General features: G+C 67.5%; 15 protein-coding genes and 1 pseudogene. 3 read left to right on the top strand and 13 right to left on the bottom strand.

Features of this window, described 5'->3' with window-relative positions; genetic code table 11:
• Positions 1 to 36: 36 nt before the first annotated feature.
• The 3 genes from ACIP5Y_RS13915 to glgC all read right to left on the bottom strand — a co-directional run bounded on the left by ACIP5Y_RS13915 (position 37) and on the right by glgC (position 3,815).
• On the bottom strand, positions 37 to 1,182 hold the full coding sequence (locus ACIP5Y_RS13915; RefSeq protein WP_400350150.1) for a hypothetical protein: 1,146 nt from the start codon (positions 1,180 to 1,182) through the stop codon (positions 37 to 39).
• A gap of 145 nt (positions 1,183 to 1,327) precedes the next feature.
• A complete protein-coding gene (locus ACIP5Y_RS13910; RefSeq protein WP_400350148.1) occupies positions 1,328 to 2,512 on the bottom strand; it encodes a hypothetical protein in 1,185 nt (394 codons plus the stop codon).
• A gap of 88 nt (positions 2,513 to 2,600) precedes the next feature.
• Positions 2,601 to 3,815, bottom strand: coding sequence for a glucose-1-phosphate adenylyltransferase (glgC, locus tag ACIP5Y_RS13905; protein ID WP_400350146.1), 1,215 nt, complete (start codon positions 3,813 to 3,815; stop codon positions 2,601 to 2,603).
• Between the two features lie 176 nt (positions 3,816 to 3,991).
• Here glgC and glgA point away from each other — a divergent pair, with 176 nt between their 5' ends.
• Positions 3,992 to 5,149, top strand: a complete 1,158-nt coding sequence (gene glgA / locus ACIP5Y_RS13900) for a glycogen synthase (protein WP_400351271.1) — start codon at positions 3,992 to 3,994, stop codon at positions 5,147 to 5,149.
• Here the strand turns inward: glgA and ACIP5Y_RS13895 are convergent.
• Complete coding sequence (locus ACIP5Y_RS13895; RefSeq protein ID WP_400350145.1) at positions 5,146 to 5,631, bottom strand: GNAT family N-acetyltransferase; 486 nt, start codon at positions 5,629 to 5,631, stop codon at positions 5,146 to 5,148. The genes glgA and ACIP5Y_RS13895 overlap by 4 nt on opposite strands.
• Positions 5,632 to 5,700: 69 nt before the next feature.
• Between ACIP5Y_RS13895 and ACIP5Y_RS13890 the strand changes: the two genes are divergently transcribed.
• Positions 5,701 to 6,600 carry a LysR family transcriptional regulator gene (locus ACIP5Y_RS13890; RefSeq protein ID WP_400350144.1) on the top strand — a complete coding sequence of 300 codons (900 nt, stop codon included), beginning with the start codon at positions 5,701 to 5,703 and terminating at the stop codon, positions 6,598 to 6,600.
• On the opposite strand, the gene ACIP5Y_RS13885 is transcribed toward ACIP5Y_RS13890, so the two are convergent.
• The 9 genes and pseudogenes from ACIP5Y_RS13885 to ACIP5Y_RS13845 all read right to left on the bottom strand — a co-directional run bounded on the left by ACIP5Y_RS13885 (position 6,582) and on the right by ACIP5Y_RS13845 (position 15,187).
• Positions 6,582 to 7,802: a putative RNA methyltransferase gene (locus ACIP5Y_RS13885; RefSeq protein ID WP_400350143.1), complete on the bottom strand. Its 1,221-nt coding sequence runs from the start codon at positions 7,800 to 7,802 to the stop codon at positions 6,582 to 6,584. The two genes, ACIP5Y_RS13890 and ACIP5Y_RS13885, sit on opposite strands and share 19 nt — an antisense overlap.
• A gap of 9 nt (positions 7,803 to 7,811) precedes the next feature.
• Positions 7,812 to 7,979, bottom strand: a complete 168-nt coding sequence (locus tag ACIP5Y_RS13880) for a DUF3117 domain-containing protein (protein ID WP_396999725.1) — start codon at positions 7,977 to 7,979, stop codon at positions 7,812 to 7,814.
• Between the two features lie 165 nt (positions 7,980 to 8,144).
• Positions 8,145 to 8,720 carry a DNA-3-methyladenine glycosylase I gene (locus ACIP5Y_RS13875; protein ID WP_400350141.1) on the bottom strand — a complete coding sequence of 192 codons (576 nt, stop codon included), beginning with the start codon at positions 8,718 to 8,720 and terminating at the stop codon, positions 8,145 to 8,147.
• Positions 8,721 to 8,887: 167 nt separating this feature from the next.
• A pseudogene (locus ACIP5Y_RS13870) lies at positions 8,888 to 9,202 on the bottom strand (DivIVA domain-containing protein); the annotation flags it as partial.
• A gap of 152 nt (positions 9,203 to 9,354) precedes the next feature.
• Complete coding sequence (locus ACIP5Y_RS13865; RefSeq protein ID WP_400350140.1) at positions 9,355 to 10,491, bottom strand: Mrp/NBP35 family ATP-binding protein; 1,137 nt, start codon at positions 10,489 to 10,491, stop codon at positions 9,355 to 9,357.
• Between the two features lie 76 nt (positions 10,492 to 10,567).
• Positions 10,568 to 11,440 carry a lytic transglycosylase domain-containing protein gene (locus tag ACIP5Y_RS13860; RefSeq protein WP_400350139.1) on the bottom strand — a complete coding sequence of 291 codons (873 nt, stop codon included), beginning with the start codon at positions 11,438 to 11,440 and terminating at the stop codon, positions 10,568 to 10,570.
• A gap of 192 nt (positions 11,441 to 11,632) precedes the next feature.
• Complete coding sequence (locus ACIP5Y_RS13855) at positions 11,633 to 13,120, bottom strand: lytic transglycosylase domain-containing protein (protein ID WP_400350137.1); 1,488 nt, start codon at positions 13,118 to 13,120, stop codon at positions 11,633 to 11,635.
• A gap of 157 nt (positions 13,121 to 13,277) precedes the next feature.
• Entirely contained in the window at positions 13,278 to 13,865 is a 588-nt protein-coding gene (locus ACIP5Y_RS13850) for a DUF1003 domain-containing protein (protein WP_400350134.1), read from the bottom strand.
• Positions 13,862 to 15,187, bottom strand: a complete 1,326-nt coding sequence (locus ACIP5Y_RS13845; RefSeq protein WP_400350131.1) for a magnesium transporter MgtE N-terminal domain-containing protein — start codon at positions 15,185 to 15,187, stop codon at positions 13,862 to 13,864. The genes ACIP5Y_RS13850 and ACIP5Y_RS13845 overlap by 4 nt, the downstream gene beginning before the upstream one ends.
• A gap of 72 nt (positions 15,188 to 15,259) precedes the next feature.
• On the opposite strand from ACIP5Y_RS13845, the gene ACIP5Y_RS13840 reads away from it, so the two are divergent.
• Positions 15,260 to 16,288, top strand: a complete 1,029-nt coding sequence (locus ACIP5Y_RS13840) for an HpcH/HpaI aldolase/citrate lyase family protein (RefSeq protein WP_400350129.1) — start codon at positions 15,260 to 15,262, stop codon at positions 16,286 to 16,288.
• Positions 16,289 to 16,293 lie beyond the last annotated feature (5 nt).

Raw genomic sequence — 16,293 nt, 5'->3', positions numbered from 1 at the left:
AATCGCGCACCACGGCAACGGATTTCGCCGGAACGCCTACATGCTGTTGGCCAGCAGCGCGTACTCGGCGGCGGCCTGCTGCTGCGCATCCGACGCGGTAGTACTGTTCAGCACCGCCACATAGCGCTTGTACGCGACGTAACAGCGGTAGGCCGTGGCGGATCCGCCGGTGTTCTGCACGCACTTCGCGTCGGGCACCTTCGGCGGCGCGGCGGCCGCCACATACGAATCACCCAGGTGGCCCACGAGATCCGACACCAAGGCCACGCTCGCCGCCTGATCGCCGGTGCGCAGCAGGACATCGTTGTCGACCACGCCGACCTCGTCGACCTTGCCGGTATCGACCAGCTGCTGCCGCGTCGCCTCGTCCTGCGAATCGTCGACGAAGTCGTTCGCGTGATAGACGGCGAAATTCGATGGATCCGGGGCCCGCGCCGGATTGCGTTGCGCCACCACCGTGCGCGCCAGCAGATTATCGGGATCGACCCGCAGCGAATCGAGTTTGTCCGTGGGCGTTTCCTGGAAGGCGTCGATGGCCGGCACCTCGGCATCCAGGGTCTTGCGCACCATGGACAGCAGCGTTTGCTGATCCGCGCTGAGCGTGCTGACGAAAAGCGTGAGGACGAAGTCCTTGCGCGCCATCCACGCACCGATGTTGTTGACGCCCGGCCGCCAATGGATCAGGGCGTCCGGATAGGCATCGATCGACAGCCGCTGATTCTGTTGCCGCGCGACCGAATAATCGGCGTCCTCCAGCTCGTGCGAGGCCAGCGTGGCGGCATCCGTCGTGGGAAACCGCAGTAACACCATGGTGACCCCGTTCGAATTCGGCTGCGATACATCGCTCTCCGGCCGATCGGAGCCGCCGGCCGAGTAATCCACGAGGAAACCCCGGTTCTGCAGCACCGGAATGGACACGCCGGCCAGCCCGTCCACCTTGACCACGTCGTCGAGTTGGTCCTTGGTGTGCACGGTCGGGGTGAAACCGATGTTCAACGACGGGTCGATACGGACGGACGGCACCAGGGCCGCCGACATTCGCATGCCCTCCAGCAGGGCACCGTGACCCTGCGCGTCCTGGTCGTAGTGGAACCCGTTCACCGGATAGTTCCCGACATCCAGTGTGCGGACATCGATCTCACCCGCGACCGGATGCCCTTGCGCGCCGCAACCGCTCACCACCGCCGATAATGCTCCCAAGCAGATGAGCCCGACAATCCTTGTCGCCCTGGCATTTCGGCCCATGACGATCCCTCCCCGCGAAACAGACCCTCCGATTGTCTGCCGAATACGCGGGCATGTCAGGGCTTTCGAATCATGGCCCGGGTCACAGACTATTGGCGAGCAGTGCGTATTGCGCTGCCGCCCGCTTCTGCGCATCGGCCTCGGTCGCGCTGTTCACCACGCCGACATAGCGTTTGTAGACGACATAGCAGCGGTACGGTTCGGAACCCGTCGGATGATGCACGCATTTCGTGTCGGGCACCCCGTCCGGTGCGTTTCCGGAGGTTTCACCGAGGCTGCCGATGAGGCCGGCGACCAGATCCTGGCCGCCCTTGGCATCCCGCACGCGGAAGAGGAAGCTGTCGTCCGCTTCGCTCAATTCGTCCATGCCGGTATCGGAGACCAGACGGGACCGCAGGGCCATATTGTCGTCCAGCATGATCAGGAAGTTCGGGCCGTACACCGCGAACTTGTCCGGATCCGGGGAGCGGTTGTCGCGGTCGGCGACCAGGGTGCGCGCCAGCATCCGATCCGGATCCACCGGCAACTGATCGAGCTTGTCCGACGGGGTCGGCTGGAAGGCGTCCACCGCCGGCACCTCCGCGTCCAGCGACTTCTTCGCCCACGACAGCAGATCGGACTGATCGGCCGTCGGCCGCGACGCGAACACCGAGACGACGAACTGACCGCGCGGCATGGTCACGCCGATGGTCGGCACACCCGGCCGCCAATGCGAGAAGGCGTCCGGGTAGTCGGGCAGCGTCAGCTTCTGGTTCTGGTTCAGCGCCACACTGAAATCGGCGTCCTCCAGCTCCTTCGCCGCCAGCTTCGCATTATCGGGCGAGGGGAAACGCAGCAGCCGCAGCGTGACGGTGGTGCCGTTCGGATCCGGATCGCCATTGATGTCCTCCCGATCCGAACCGCCGGCCGCGAATCCGACGATGAAGCCGCGATTCTGCAGGATCGGCCGCGCGGACGACGACAGCCGGCTCACGCTCACCACATCGTCGACGGAGCTCAGCACCTGGCCGTCGCGGCCCACATTCAGGCTGGAATCGACCTTCAGGGTCGGCACCACGGCATCGGCCATGCGCATGCCCTCCAGCAACGCGCCCTTACCGCCCGAATTCTTGTCGTAGGTATAGCGATTCACCGGGTAGGTCCCGGTATCCAGCTTGCGGACATCCAATTCGCCGGGCACCGCATGACCCTGCTGCCCGCAGCCCGCCACCAGCGCCGTCAATGCCAAGCAGGCGATGCCCGCTGCGATCCGTGCTCTGCGGCTCATATCGATCCCTCCCGCGCGCCTCGAGGCGGCACTCCCTCACCGATTTTCGGGCCCGGACTGTGCGCTGTCCACTCCGAAACGCGAGGTATCAGACCCAGACGCCCTTGCCGACGGTCACCACGCCACCATTGCTCACCGCGAAACGATCCCGGTCCCGGTCCAGATCCACGCCGATGATCTCGCCCTCCGAAACCACCACGTTCTTGTCCAGAATCGCGTGCCGCACCACCGCGCCGCGCCCGATCCGCACACCCGGCATGAGCACACTGCCCTCCACCGTCGCGCCGTCCTCCACGAACACATTCGAGAACAACACCGAATTACGGACCGTGGCCGCCGACAGAATGCTGCCCGCACCCACGATCGACTCCTGCGCCAGCCCGCCGCGCCCGAACTTGGCCGGCGGCAGATTCTCCGCCGCACCGCGAATCGGCCAATGCTTGTTGTACAGATCGAACACCGGATCCACCGACACCAGATCCATATGCGCCTCGTAGAAAGCGTCCAGGGTGCCGACATCACGCCAATAGCCGCGACTGCGGTCGGTCGCGCCGGGCACCACATTGCCGTTGAAGTCGTAGACCGCGGCCGCACCCGAACGCACCAGGCCCGGAATGATGTCGCCACCCATATCGTGGTCGGAATCGCCGTCGTCCGCGTCCGCGCGGATCGCGTCCACCAGTACCTTCGTGGTGAACACGTAATTGCCCATGGACGCGAAGGTGACATTCGGATCGTCGGGAGTGCCGGGCGGATGCGCCGGTTTCTCCAGAAAACCGATGATGCGGCCGGATTCATCGGAATCGATGCAGCCGAACGCGCTCGCCGTGCTGCGCGGCACCCGGATGCCGGCCACCGTCACGCCCGCACCGGATTCGATGTGCGCCTGCACCATCTGCTCCGGATCCATCCGGTACACGTGATCGGCGCCGAACACCACGATGTACTCCGGGTCCTCGTCGTAGATCAGGTTCAGCGACTGCATGATCGCGTCCGCCGACCCCGTGTACCAGCGCGGACCCAGCCGCTGCTGCGCCGGCACCGGAGTGATGTACTCGCCGCCGAATCCCGACAGCCGCCAGGTCTGCGAGATATGCCGATCCAGCGAATGCGACTTGTACTGCGTCAGCACACAAATCCGCAGGTAACCGGCATTCACCAGATTCGACAACACGAAATCGATGAGCCGGTACGCGCCACCGAACGGGACCGCCGGCTTGGCGCGGTCCTTGGTGAGCGGGAAGAGTCGCTTGCCCTCGCCACCGGCGAGCACGATCCCGAGTACGTGCGGCTGGCTCCTCACACCGCCAAAACTACCGGTACTAATCGAACGTGGAATGTCCGCTGGGTCCCGTGTTCGCTTACTTTCAGCGGGGTGTCGCCCGCGGCGCGTCGTGGCGATTGGAGACGCGACGAGCAAGCGTCTAGTTTGAACCGGTGAGTTACGGCGCGGAGGCAGCGCGCGGACTACGCGTTGCGATGATGACCCGCGAGTACCCGCCCGAGGTGTACGGCGGGGCGGGGGTGCATGTCACCGAGCTGGTTCCGCGACTACGCGCGCTGTGCGATGTCACCGTGCACTGTATGGGAGTGCCGCGCGCCGATGCGGTCGTGCATATGCCCGATCCGATGTTGTACGCCGCCAACTCCGTCCTGCAGATGATGTCCGCACAGCTCCGCATGGCCGATGCCGCGGGCACGGCCGACGTCGTGCATTCGCACACCTGGTACACCGGGCTCGCCGGGCACCTCGCCGCCGAGCTCTACGGGATTCCGCATGTGCTGACCGCGCATTCGCTGGAACCGCGCCGGCCCTGGAAGGCCGAACAGCTGGGCGGGGGATACCGGCTGTCCTCCTGGTCCGAACTCAATGCCGTCACCTACGCCGACGCCGTCATCGCGGTCAGCGCCGGCATGCGCGCCGATGTACTCGCCGCCTACCCGGACATCGACCCCGGCAAGGTGCACGTGGTCCGCAATGGCATCGACGCCGGCGTATGGCATCCCGGCGGGCCCAAGATCGGCTCCCGCGACATTCTCGGCGAACTCGGCGTGCGCATGGACCGGCCCATCGCCGCGTTCGTCGGGCGCATCACCCGGCAGAAGGGCGTCGCCCACTTACTGGCCGCCGCACGGCATTTCGATCCGGACATCCAGCTCGTACTGCTGGCCGGGGCCGCCGACACGCCCGCCATGGAGGCCGAGGTCGCCGCCGCCGTCCGCGAACTGTGCGCTACCCGCGACGGCGTGTACTGGGTGAAGGAAATGTTGCCCACCGAGCTGGTACGCCAAGTACTCGCGGCCGCAACGGTTTTCGTCTGTCCCTCGGTGTACGAGCCGCTGGGTATTGTGAACCTGGAGGCCATGGCCTGCGGCACCGCGGTGGTGGCCTCCGATGTGGGCGGGATTCCCGAGGTCGTCGCCGAAGGCGAGACCGGGCGGCTCGTGCACTACGACGAGAACGCACCCGGCGAGTACCGGCAGAGCCTGGCCCGCGCCGTCAACCGGGTTGCCGCCGACCAGGTTTCGGCCGCGGGTATGGGTGTCGCGGGGCGGGCGCGGGCCATTGCCGAATTCGATTGGAATCAGGTCGCGGCCCGCACCGCGCAGATCTACGACTCGGTGCGTAAGAGCTAGGCGGTCGGAACTCGGTCCCGCAGCTCGAATTTCATGAATACATCGGCGCGGTCGTAGGGGATGGGCCGCAGCTCCGTCGGCGGCACATGCACGAAACCCACCGATTCGTACAGGTGAACCGCATCGGCCAGACGGGCATTGCTCGCCAGGAACAAGGAAGTGGCGCCGTGCTCGCGGGCGTATTCGACGGCCGCGTTCAGCAGCAGTCGTCCGATCCCGCGCCCCCGGACCCGCGGTGTCACCGCCATCTTCGAGATTTCGAAGACGCCCGGCTCCTCGGCGACCAGGGCGACGCAGCCGACGACATCGCCGCCGTCGCGGGCCACCAGCACCTGCCCGCCCGCCGCGACGATCCGCTCCGGATGGTCGAGGGTGACCAGGTCGGCGGGCTCGACGCCGAACAGGGCATCGATCCACTCCAGATTGAGGGTCTTGAAGGCGCGAGCATCGGCGGCCGTGGACATCGGTTCGATCAGAGTCACCCGACAAGCATCACTTGCCTGCAACCATAACGTCCAATACTTGATAGCTCGGATTGATATGTTCAACTTATGGTTGATGGTGTGGAGCTACGGCACCTCCGATACTTTCTGGCGGTCGCCGACGAACTGCACTTCGGGCGCGCCGCCGCCCGGCTGCACATCGCCCAGCCCGCCCTCACCCAGCAGATCCAGCGACTGGAAACCCTGCTCGGCGCCAAACTGCTCGACCGCACCTCCCGCACCGTCGCCCTCACCCCGGCCGGCGCGGTGCTGCGGGAACGCGCCATCGCGCTGCTCGGGCACGCCGAGCGCGACCTCGCCGAGATCACCCGCATCGGGGAGGGCAGTCAGGGCACGCTCTATCTCGGCTTCGTGCCGTCGGTGCTGCCGCTCGAACCATTGCGCGGCGTGCGCGCCTTCCGGGAGCAGTTCCCGCTCGTCCAGGTCGAACTGGTGGAAGGGTTCACCAGCCACCTCATGGAACGGCTCGCCACCGGCGGCCTCGATCTGGCCATCGTCCGCGATCCCGATCCCCGGCCCGGCACCGTGACCGCGCCGCTCATGACCGAACCCTTCGTCGCCGTGCTACCCGCCGATCATCCCGACGCGGGCCGCAGCAGCATCTCGGGCGCGGAACTCGCCGATTATCCGATGGTGTTCTTTCCGCGCGCCGCAGGCGAACTCGCCTACGAGAAGAACCTGTCGCCCCTGCTGAAATCGGGCCGCCGCCCCCGCATCGTCCAGGAGGCCACCAACTGGACCATCATCCTGTACCTGGTGGCGGCCGGTCTCGGGGTCACGGTCGCCCCGCGCAGCGCCACCTTCACCGCCCCGGTTTCGGCCCGCATCATCCCGCTCGCCGACTGCGACGCGGAAACGACCATATATATAGCCAACCGGGCCGGCGACGAACGTCCCCTGGTCCGCAACCTGCTGGACCTGATGCCGTTTCAGGCCCTCGGCCGGTAGACCGCGACGGTCACCGACGCCGTCACCGGCATGAGATCCGGCAGCGCCGCAATCCGATCCGCGCGGTCCCGCGCCGCATGATGCGCCGACGGCCCCATGCCCGCGACATTCGCGATATCCGCATGCGTGAGCGACATCGAATACTCGACCGCAACCTGCTCGACCGCCTCGAACCACGCACCCAGCGACTCCGCCAGCCGATCCTGTTTGGCCGCATCCACACTCACCATGCCCAGCGGTCCGACGATCTCCCCCAGATGCCGCGGCGTCGGCGTGACCACGACGAAAACCCCGCCCCGGCCCAGCACCCGCGCCACCTCCTCGGCATTGCGCGGCGCGAAAACACACACCACCGCGTCCATCACACCATCGCGCACCGGCAGCCCCCGCCAAGCATCCGCGAGCACCGCCCCGGCGCGCGTATGCGCCCGTGCCGCCCGCCGCGCCGCCGCCTTCGAAACATCCAGGGCAATCCCTCGCGCCCGCGGTAGCGAATCAAGCACGGCAGCAAGGTAATACCCCGTCCCCGCCCCGATCTCCAGCACGGCGGTGCCACCGCTATGGCCGGCGCCGCTCGTCGAAGCTCCATCGTCGGAACGCTGCGCCGCCAGCAGTGCGGTAGCCAGTCGTGCCGCCGACGTCGCGACCACCGCGCCGCCGGGCCTGGCGATACCGGTGGCGCGCATCGCCGAAGCACGATCGGCCGGCCCTGCTGCGATGGATTTCCGCGTCGCCGAGTCGGACTCGGCCCGGCCGGGCAACGGCCGGTGCGCACGCGGCTCGGCGGCCGGGTCGATTCGCCCGGCGGCGAGGGCGGTGGTGAGGGTTCGGGTGATCGCCTCGGCCAGCGGGGCGAAGTGGCCGGCGGATTGGAAGGCGGCGCGGGCGTCGAGCATGGCCGGGGTATCGCCGGTCATCTTGGTGGCGGCGCCGGTCAGGAGGCTGACGTAGCCCTGTTTCGCGAGGTCGAAAGTGTGGCCGGCGGGGCAGCGCAGGGTCCGGGCCTCGGGAGTGAGGGGCCGGGCGCATTCCGGGCAGGCCAATAGATCGGCGCAGGTGAGAAGTCCGTCCGCAGGGGACGGCTCGGCTGCACCGATGGGGTCTCGGGTATTCACCGAGGCGCCGGTGGGTCCGGTGCCGGTGAACCCGGTGCCGGTGAGCCTCCGTCCCGGAGGGTCGTCGAGGCTCACCGGCACGGGCACGTTCGGGTACTAGCTGGTGACACTCTTCAGTTCTTCACCCAGCGCTGCGGCTTCCTCCGGAGTCAGCTCGACGACCAGACGCCCGCCACCCTCGAGTGGAACCCGCATGACGATTCCACGCCCTTCCTTGGTTGCCTCGAGGGGACCGTCCCCGGTGCGGGGCTTCATGGCCGCCATCCTCTGCTCCCTCCAGATCTGCGCGGTCTGCTGCGCACTTTCATGGAACTCCAGTTGTCACCAACCAGGCAGCCCGCCGGCATGTGGCGGGCTACACCACGCCCATTCTTCCCTATCGCGGATCGGGGCGGGTACCTGAGTTCCAAAAACCGACCGTCGTGCCGTCTACGAAGTAGTCACATTCACCCAGCAATCGGCCACGTGATCGTCTACCATCCCGGTCGCCTGCATGAGCGCATAGGCCGTCGTTGGTCCCACGAACTTGAATCCGCGCCGCTTGAGTTCTTTTGCGAGAGCGGTGGATTCGGCTGTGACAGCGGGCACATCGGACATGCTGCGGGGGCGTTTCCGGGCGGCCGGGGCGAAGGACCAGAGCAGGTCGTCGAGGCTCGCGCCGAGGTCGCGGGCAACCCGCGCGTTATGGATGCTGGCCTCGATTTTGGCGCGATTGCGAACTATGCCCGCATCCGCCATGAGGCGTTCCGCATCCCGCTCGTCATACGCCGCCACCTTCTCGATGACGAAGCCGTCGAATGCGGCGCGGAAGGCGGGGCGCTTGCGCAGAATAGTGATCCACGCCAAACCCGACTGGAATGCCTCCAGGCACATCCGCTCGAACAACGCGTCATCACCATGCAACGGGCGTCCCCATTCACTGTCGTGGTAATCGCGATAAAGCAGCGAACCCTCCGACCAACCACATCGGACCTTGCCATCCGCAATCGAATCCGGCGCGCTCATTTCTCGCTCGGCTCCTCGCTCAATTCCGGTTCACCCGTCAGGACCCGGGGGACCGGAGCAGGGGTGGATTCACCCGGCTCGGCCACCGCGGGCCGCGGCGCCGGATCCGGCCCCGCCAGCCCCTCCAGCGGCCGCGGCACCGGGCTATCGCCCTCGGGCCCGTCCCCGTCCTCCGACCGCTCCGCACCCGCCACCGTATGCACCTGGGCGCCGGCCAGCTCCCGCTCCAGCTCATCGATGCGGGCAGCCAGCCGGGTGAGCGCCCAATCCACCTCGCCCGCCTTGTATCCCCGGAACACCTGCTGGAACCGGAGCGCCCGCACATCACTCCCGTCGATGGCCTCGGCCGGTAGCACGGTGACCGTGGTGCCCTCCGGCAGCGGCCCCAGCTCCTCCGAGCGGCCGAACAGCGCGCTCGCCACGAGGAACAGCAGCGCCGCCACGAGACCGACGATCAGCACGTACAGAAGCATCGTGAGCATGCCCCGAGCTTAGGTGCACCCCGCCCGGATACGCCCCCGCACCCCGGCGGAAACCGGCCCTCGAATTCGCCCCTGCTACAGGGGCACTGAACCCGGAGAGAAAAAGGACCGGGCCCGCTGCGATGGCAGCGGGCCCGGCCGATTCGTTCATTTCAGAGGTGGCGGGTGGTGTCGATGTTCAGGGACATGCCGGCCAGGCCGCGGCGGCGGACGGCGAGTTTGTCGGCGATTTCGCGCAAGGCCTTGCCGGAGGCGGAATCCGGGGCGCGCAGGACGATGGGCGTGCCTTCGTCGCCGGATTCGCGGAGTTGCTGTTCGATCGGGATCTGGCCCAGCAGGGGGACATTCGCGCCGATCGCGCGGGTCAGGTTGTCGGCTACGGTCTGGCCGCCGCCGGAGCCGTAGAGCTCCATGCGCGTCCCGTCGGGCAGATCCAGCCAGGACATGTTCTCGATGACGCCCGCGATGCGCTGCCGCGTCTGCAGGGCGATGGAACCGGCCCGCTCGGCCACCTCGGCGGCGGCCAGCTGCGGGGTGGTGACGACCAGGATCTCCGCGTTCGGGATCAACTGCGCCAGCGAGATGGCCACGTCACCGGTACCGGGCGGCAGATCCAGCAGCAGGATGTCCAGGTCGCCCCAGAACACGTCGGCCAGGAACTGCTGCAACGCGCGGTGCAGCATCGGGCCACGCCACACCACGGGCGTATTGCCCTGGGTGAACATGGAGATCGAGATGACCTTCACATCGTGGGCCTGTGGCGGCATGATCATCCGCTCCACCTGGGTGGGGCGCTGATCGGTGCCCAGCATGCGCGGTACGGAGTGACCGTAGATATCGGCGTCCAGGACACCCACGGCGAGACCGCGTTCGGCCATGGCGGCCGCGAGATTCACGGTGACACTGGACTTTCCGACGCCGCCCTTACCGGATGCGACCGCGTACACGCGGGTCAGCGAGCCGGGCTGCGCGAACGGGATGACCGGTTCGGCCGCATCGCCGCGCAGTTTCTTGCGGAGTTCGGTGCGCTGCTCGTCGTTCATGACGTCGAGGCCGACCGTGATGGCGCCGACCCCGGCCACGTCGGCCACCGCTTTGGTGACCCGTTCCTGGATAGCGGATTTCATCGGGCAGGCCGAGGTCGTCAGGTAGATCACGACGTGGACGCTGCCGTCGTCGCCGATCTCGACGCTCTTCACCATGCCCAGCTCGGTGATCGGTTTCCGGATCTCCGGGTCGTTCACCTTCGCGAGCGCGCCCCGCACATCCGATTCCATAACCACTGGCATGACGCCAGTCTAGGTTGGCCCGACTCTCGGGGCTCTCAGGGGTAAACCCCTGAAACCCCGAAGGTCCGGGTCGTTGTCAGATGCGGGGGAGGGCGGCCTGCTTGGGGAGTTGGCCGGTGTCGTAGGCGGACTCCCAGGCCATGACGTTGGCTACGTAGGCCATGGAGTTGTTGTAGCGGAGGATGGCGCGGGTCTGCTGGGCCGGGTTGCGCATGTCGAGGCCGCCGTCGCAGAGGTACTTGCCGGCGGTGAGTGCGGCGTCGTACAGGTTCTGCGGGTCGGAGATGCCGTTGCCGGTGGCGTCGGCGGCGTACTTGCGCCAGGTTTCGGGGAGGAACTGCATGGGGCCGACCGCGCGGCGGTAGGGGCCGGACAGGCCGTCCAGGTCGCCGCCGCTGGAATCGTGAACCACGTTGTTACCGGCCAGACTTCCGTCCAGGACGGGGCCGTAGACGGGTTCGATCATATTGCCCTGGCTGTCGGCATTGCCGCCGTAGCCGTGGGTGGATTCCACCCGGCCGATGCCGGCGAGCATGGACCACGACATGTGGCATTCCGGATTCTCCGCCGCCAGAATGCTTTCCGCGTTCTTGTAGGCGGACATCGCGATGCCGGGCACTCCGAGCGGGCCGGCGGGGAGGTTCGCGCGTTCACGGTCGGCGGGCTGGGCCACGGTCTTCACGATCGGCGGCGCAACGGGCACAACCTGTTTCGCTTCGTGCAACACGGGATCGGGGGCGGCGACCGGCATGGCGGCCGCCTCCGATCTGGGTAGTTGTTCGTCGGAGTCGCCCGAGAACTGGTGGTGCACAGTCGAAGTCAGAGCGTCGACGAGATTGCTGTCCGATGCGCCGGTGACGGTGGCGAGACCGGTGGGCACGAGCCCGGCGAGTGCGATGACCGATCCGCGTCGAACTTTCAGGACCGGGGGTTTACGGTGACGTCCCACTTTGTGGTGACCCTCCATTGCCATCGGTGGTTGCCGGGTGCTGCAAGTGAAACAAGGCTACCGCATTCGAGACCTTTCCGTTACGACTCCGTGACAATCCTTGATGGAGCGTTTACGCGGCCGCGATGCAGGTACTCCGACGGGCCGGCCCCACCGCCCGGAAAGGGCAGGTGGGGCCGGATGCGGAGGGTGTCAGTTCGCCGGAGCCGGGGCCGGAGCCGGCGCGGGCAGCACCGGAACCGGGATGGTGATACCGAACGGCAGCGTGATGGCCGGCGCGGGAACCGTTGTGGTCGGCGCGGATTCGGGCGCCTGGTTCGCCTGCGGAGCCGGCGCCATCGGCGCCGGATCGGTGGTCTTCACGGGCTGCTGCTGATCGGGCGCGGCCGGCTGACCCTGGTTCGGCTGCACCGCGGGCTGCGGCTGGTTCTGCGGCTGGTTCGGGTTCTGGACCGTGCAGTTGGCGGTGGCCGGGTCGGGGGTGACCGGCTTGCCGTCGGGACCGAACTTCTGCTCCTGCGCCTGCCCCGGCTGCACGCCGTCCTGCGGCTCGGCGTCGGCGTTCGCGGCCTTGTTCGCGTCGTCGGCCGGCTTGGCGTCCTCGGGCTTGGTGTCCGGCTTGTCCTGTTGCGCCGGAATCGTGGCCTGCTGGCAGGGATTCACGGGTGCGGGCGCCGGGCAGAAGATGCCGCACGGGATGGGCGGCAGGCCCGGGATGGTGATCATCACCTGGGTCGGCTGCTGGGTGGTGGCGGCGGGCTGCGGCGCTTGCGTGGTGGTGGTCGTGGTGTCGGCGGGCAGGCTGCCGGAGGCCACGGTGATGTCCGGGCCGCCGTTGGCCGGCCACGAGTTGGGCGGGATCAGATCCGGCGAGATGTTCACCTGGGTGGGCGCGGCGCCGGTCTTGTACGCATTCGCCCAGCTGAGCACGTTCGACGCGTACGCCATCGAATTGTTGTAGCGCAGTACGGCTTTCAGCTCCTGCGCCGGATCGGCCAGATCCAGTCCGCCGGAGCACAGGTACTTGCCCGCGGCCAGGGCGGCGTCGAAGACATTGTTCGGGTCGGGGGTCCCGCTGCCCTTGCCGTTGGCGGCGTAGGCGGCCCAGGTGCCGGGCAGGAACTGCATCGGCCCGATGGCGCGCACATAACTGCCGTCGGTGGCCTTGATGACCTCGTTACCGGCGAGCGTCCCATCCAGTGCCGGACCGTAGATCGGCGAGGTGGTGGTGCCCGCGGCGTCGGTGTGGCCGTTGTTCGCGTGATTGGACTCGATGCGCCCGATGCCGGCCAGCAGGTACCAGGGCAGGTGGCAGTTGGGTTCGGAGGTCTGCATGGCCAGTTCGGCATTGCGATACGCGGCCAGCACCAGTTCCGGAATACCGAGGACGCCGGTGCCGCCGGGCAGGGCGACGTTCTGCAACGGCACGCTGCCGGGCAGCCCGCCGTCGGCGGGCGGGGTCATTGCGCTGAGTTTGCGGGGGGCGTCCGGAGCCGCCGGAACCAGCCCCACGAGCTGATCCGAGGACGGCGCGGCGCCCGATTGCGCGCCGTTTCCGGCGGCCGAGGCGGCCAGCAGCGCTTCCGGCGCGGCCTGTGGCGCGGCGGCGGTGTGCACTGTCGTGTTGGTGGCCGAACCAGCGGTGACCAGGCCCGCAATCAAAAGCGCCGACGCTGTCACCGGTGCAGATATTCTCTTCGCCACCACACAATCCCCTCGGTCGTGCGGCCGGATCCCGGTGACGACACTCATACTGCGACAGTGTCTGGGTCGGTCGCTCGGAACAACGTGATCCAGGTTACCCAGCAGTCACCTCATTCGTCACGAACTTGTGTGGTCACTCGCTATCTTCTTGCGACAGAATCGCGACCTCGGGGCGCTTTCGCTCGGTAGTCTTCTTGGTCTTCTTCACCCGTGCGACCTCGCCGTCCGCCGCCAGCTTCTCCAGCCTGAACAGCGCTTCCTTGATGTCGTCGAGCTCACGCCGAACATAATCGCGCGTCGCCACCTCGCCGACCGCGAGGCGCACCGAGGCGAGTTCCCGCGCCAGGAATTCGGTGTCGGCCTTCGTCTGGGCCGCCCGCCGCCGGTCCTCGTCCAGCGAGACCCGATCGCGATTGTCCTGCCGGTTCTGCGCCAGCAGGATGAGCGGCGCGGCATAGGCGGCCTGTGTGGAGAAGGCCAGGTTCAGCAGGATGAACGGGTACGGGTCCCACTGCAGCCGGAGTGCGAAGACGTTCAACAGGATCCAGACCACCACGATCACGGTCTGGATCACCAGGTAGCGGCCGGTGCCGAGGAATCGGGCCACCTTCTCGCTGGCGCCCGCGAGTGCTTCGGCGTCCCAGTCGAACCCGCGGAAGCGCGATTCGACGGGTGTCTCCAGCCGCTGCCGGGCACTGAGCTTCTCGATGCGCTCGCTCATGAGCGGCCTCCCGTTCCCTCCATCACGGGCTTGCCGTGCACATCGTGTTGATCCTCGTCCTGCTCGCGCCAATCCTCGGGCAGCAGGTGGTCGAGCACGTCGTCGACGGTGACCGCGCCCAGTAGATGATTCTCCGCGTCCACCACCGGACCGCACACCAGGTTGTAGGTGGCGAAGTAGCGGGTCACCGCGGTGAGCGGCGCGTCGGGCCGCAATTGCACCAGATCGTTGTCGACGATACCGCCGACCAGGCTCGCGGGCGGTTCGCGCAGCAACTGCTGGAAATGCACGCAGCCCAGGTAACGGCCGGTGGGGGTGGCGGTGGGCGGGCGCACCACGAAGGCCATGGAGGCCAGCGCCGGCGTCAGCTCGGGGTCGCGAATGCGGGCCAGGGCTTCCGCGACCGTGGTGGAGGCGGTGAGCACCACCGGTTTCGGGGTCATCAGGCCACCGGCGGTGTAGGGCGCGTGCTCGAGCAGGCGGCGCACCGGTTCGGAGTCCTCCGGATCCATCAGCGCCAGCAGTGATTCCGCTTCTGTCTCGGGCAGTTCGCCCAGCAGGTCGGCGGCGTCGTCCGGATCCATGGCCTCGAGCAGGTCGGCGGCGCGTTCCACGCCGAGCTGCTCGAGCAGTTCCACCTGGTCGTTCTCGGGGAGTTCCTGCACCACGTCGGCGAGGCGCTCGTCGTCGAGGGCGGCGGCGACCTCGATGCGGCGCTTGCCCGGTAGTTCGCGTAGCAGGTGTGCGACGTCGGCGGGCCGCATGCCCTCGAACTGGGCCAGCAGGGAGGTGACGTCCTGGCCGGGCAGGTTCAGGTCGTTCTGGGTGAGGCCGCGCACCTGTGCCCAGTCGACCACGTGCACCGCGCCGCGCCGGCCGAAGCCGACGCTGAGCCGCCGGCGTTCACGCACGGCGACCCGGGACACCACCCAGTCGCGGGTGCGGGATTGCTCGATGCCGAGATCGACCACCACCACATCGGTGTCGAGTAGCTGCGGCAGTTCCGGGTCGACCACCCGGACCGTGGAGTCGAGCAGCTGCGCGACGGCCAGCACCTCGCCGGGGCGCTGTTCGAAGCGGCGCACGCTGATGGTGCCGGTGGTGAGGGTGACCGCGCCCGGCTCGATGCTCTGTACCCGCAGCATGGGCACGAAAATCCTTTTGCGCGTGGGCAATTCGACGAGAATGCCGAGTGTGCGCGGCTGTTGCCGGTCGTATCGGATGGAGACCACCAGATCGCGGAGTCGACCGATGGACTCGCCGTCCGGTCCCAAAACCACCAAGCCCGCTACCCGGGCGGCGAATACCTTCGTCGCTGCCATGGGTGATAAGGCTAGTGGTCGCGTCCGTCCGTAATGTCGCGCCACGTGTTCTCACCCCCGAAGGAGTGACCCATGACATCGCGCCGCCCGGTATCCAACACTTCGCGCCGCTCGGCGTCCAACACTTCGCGCCGCTCGGCGTCCAATACTTCGCGCCGCTCGGTGCTCGCCGTCCCCGGCAGCAATCCGCGCATGATCGAGAAGGCCAAAGGCCTCGCCGCCGATGAGATCTTCCTGGACCTGGAGGACGCGGTCGCGCCGGCGGCGAAGGCGGCCGCGCGCGCGAATATCGTCGCGGCGTTGAACTCGGACGGCTGGGGCTCGCAGATTCGTGTTGTGCGGGTCAACGATTGGAGCACCGAGTACACCTACGCGGATGTGATCGCCGTGGTGGAGGGCGCGGGCGCGCACCTCGATGCCCTGCTGTTGCCGAAGGTGACCGACGGCGGTCAGGTACAGGCGCTGGATCTGCTGCTGACGCAATTGGAGAAGGCGCACGGACTCGAGGTCGGCCGGATCGGTATCGAGCCGCAGATCGAGAATGCGATCGGGTTGCGCAATATCGATGCCATTGCGACGGCGAGCCCGCGCGTGCAGACGCTGGTGTTCGGCCCGGCCGATTTCATGGCGTCCATCAATATGCGCACCCTCGTGGTGGGTGAACAGCCGGAGGGCTACGAGCCGGGTGACGCGTATCACCACATCTACATGGCCATTCTGCTGGCGGCGCGCGCCCACGGCCTGCAGGCCATCGACGGCCCGTACCTGGCGGTGCGCGATATCGACGGCTTCCGCCGCAATGCCGCGCGCACGGCCGCACTGGGTTTCGACGGCAAGTGGGTATTGCACCCGGACCAGATCACCGCGTGCAACGAGATCTTCAGCCCGCGGCAGGCGGATTACGATCGCGCCGAGGAGATTCTGGACGCGTACGCCTTCCACACGTCGGCGGCGGGCGGGGCGCGGGGCGCGGTCATGCTGGGGGACGAGATGATCGACGAGGCCAGTGCGAAAATGGCGCAGGTCATAGCCGATAAGGGGCGGGCCGCGGGAATGGCGCGAACCACGTGTTTCGATCCCCCGTCCGACGACGAGAAATAGCATGA

The organism is Nocardia sp. NPDC088792 (assembly GCF_044750615.1).
Classification (GTDB): Bacteria; Actinomycetota; Actinomycetes; order Mycobacteriales; family Mycobacteriaceae; genus Nocardia.
The sequence above is the reverse complement of the archived record's forward strand: the minus strand, read 5'-3'. Positions and strand labels throughout refer to the sequence as shown.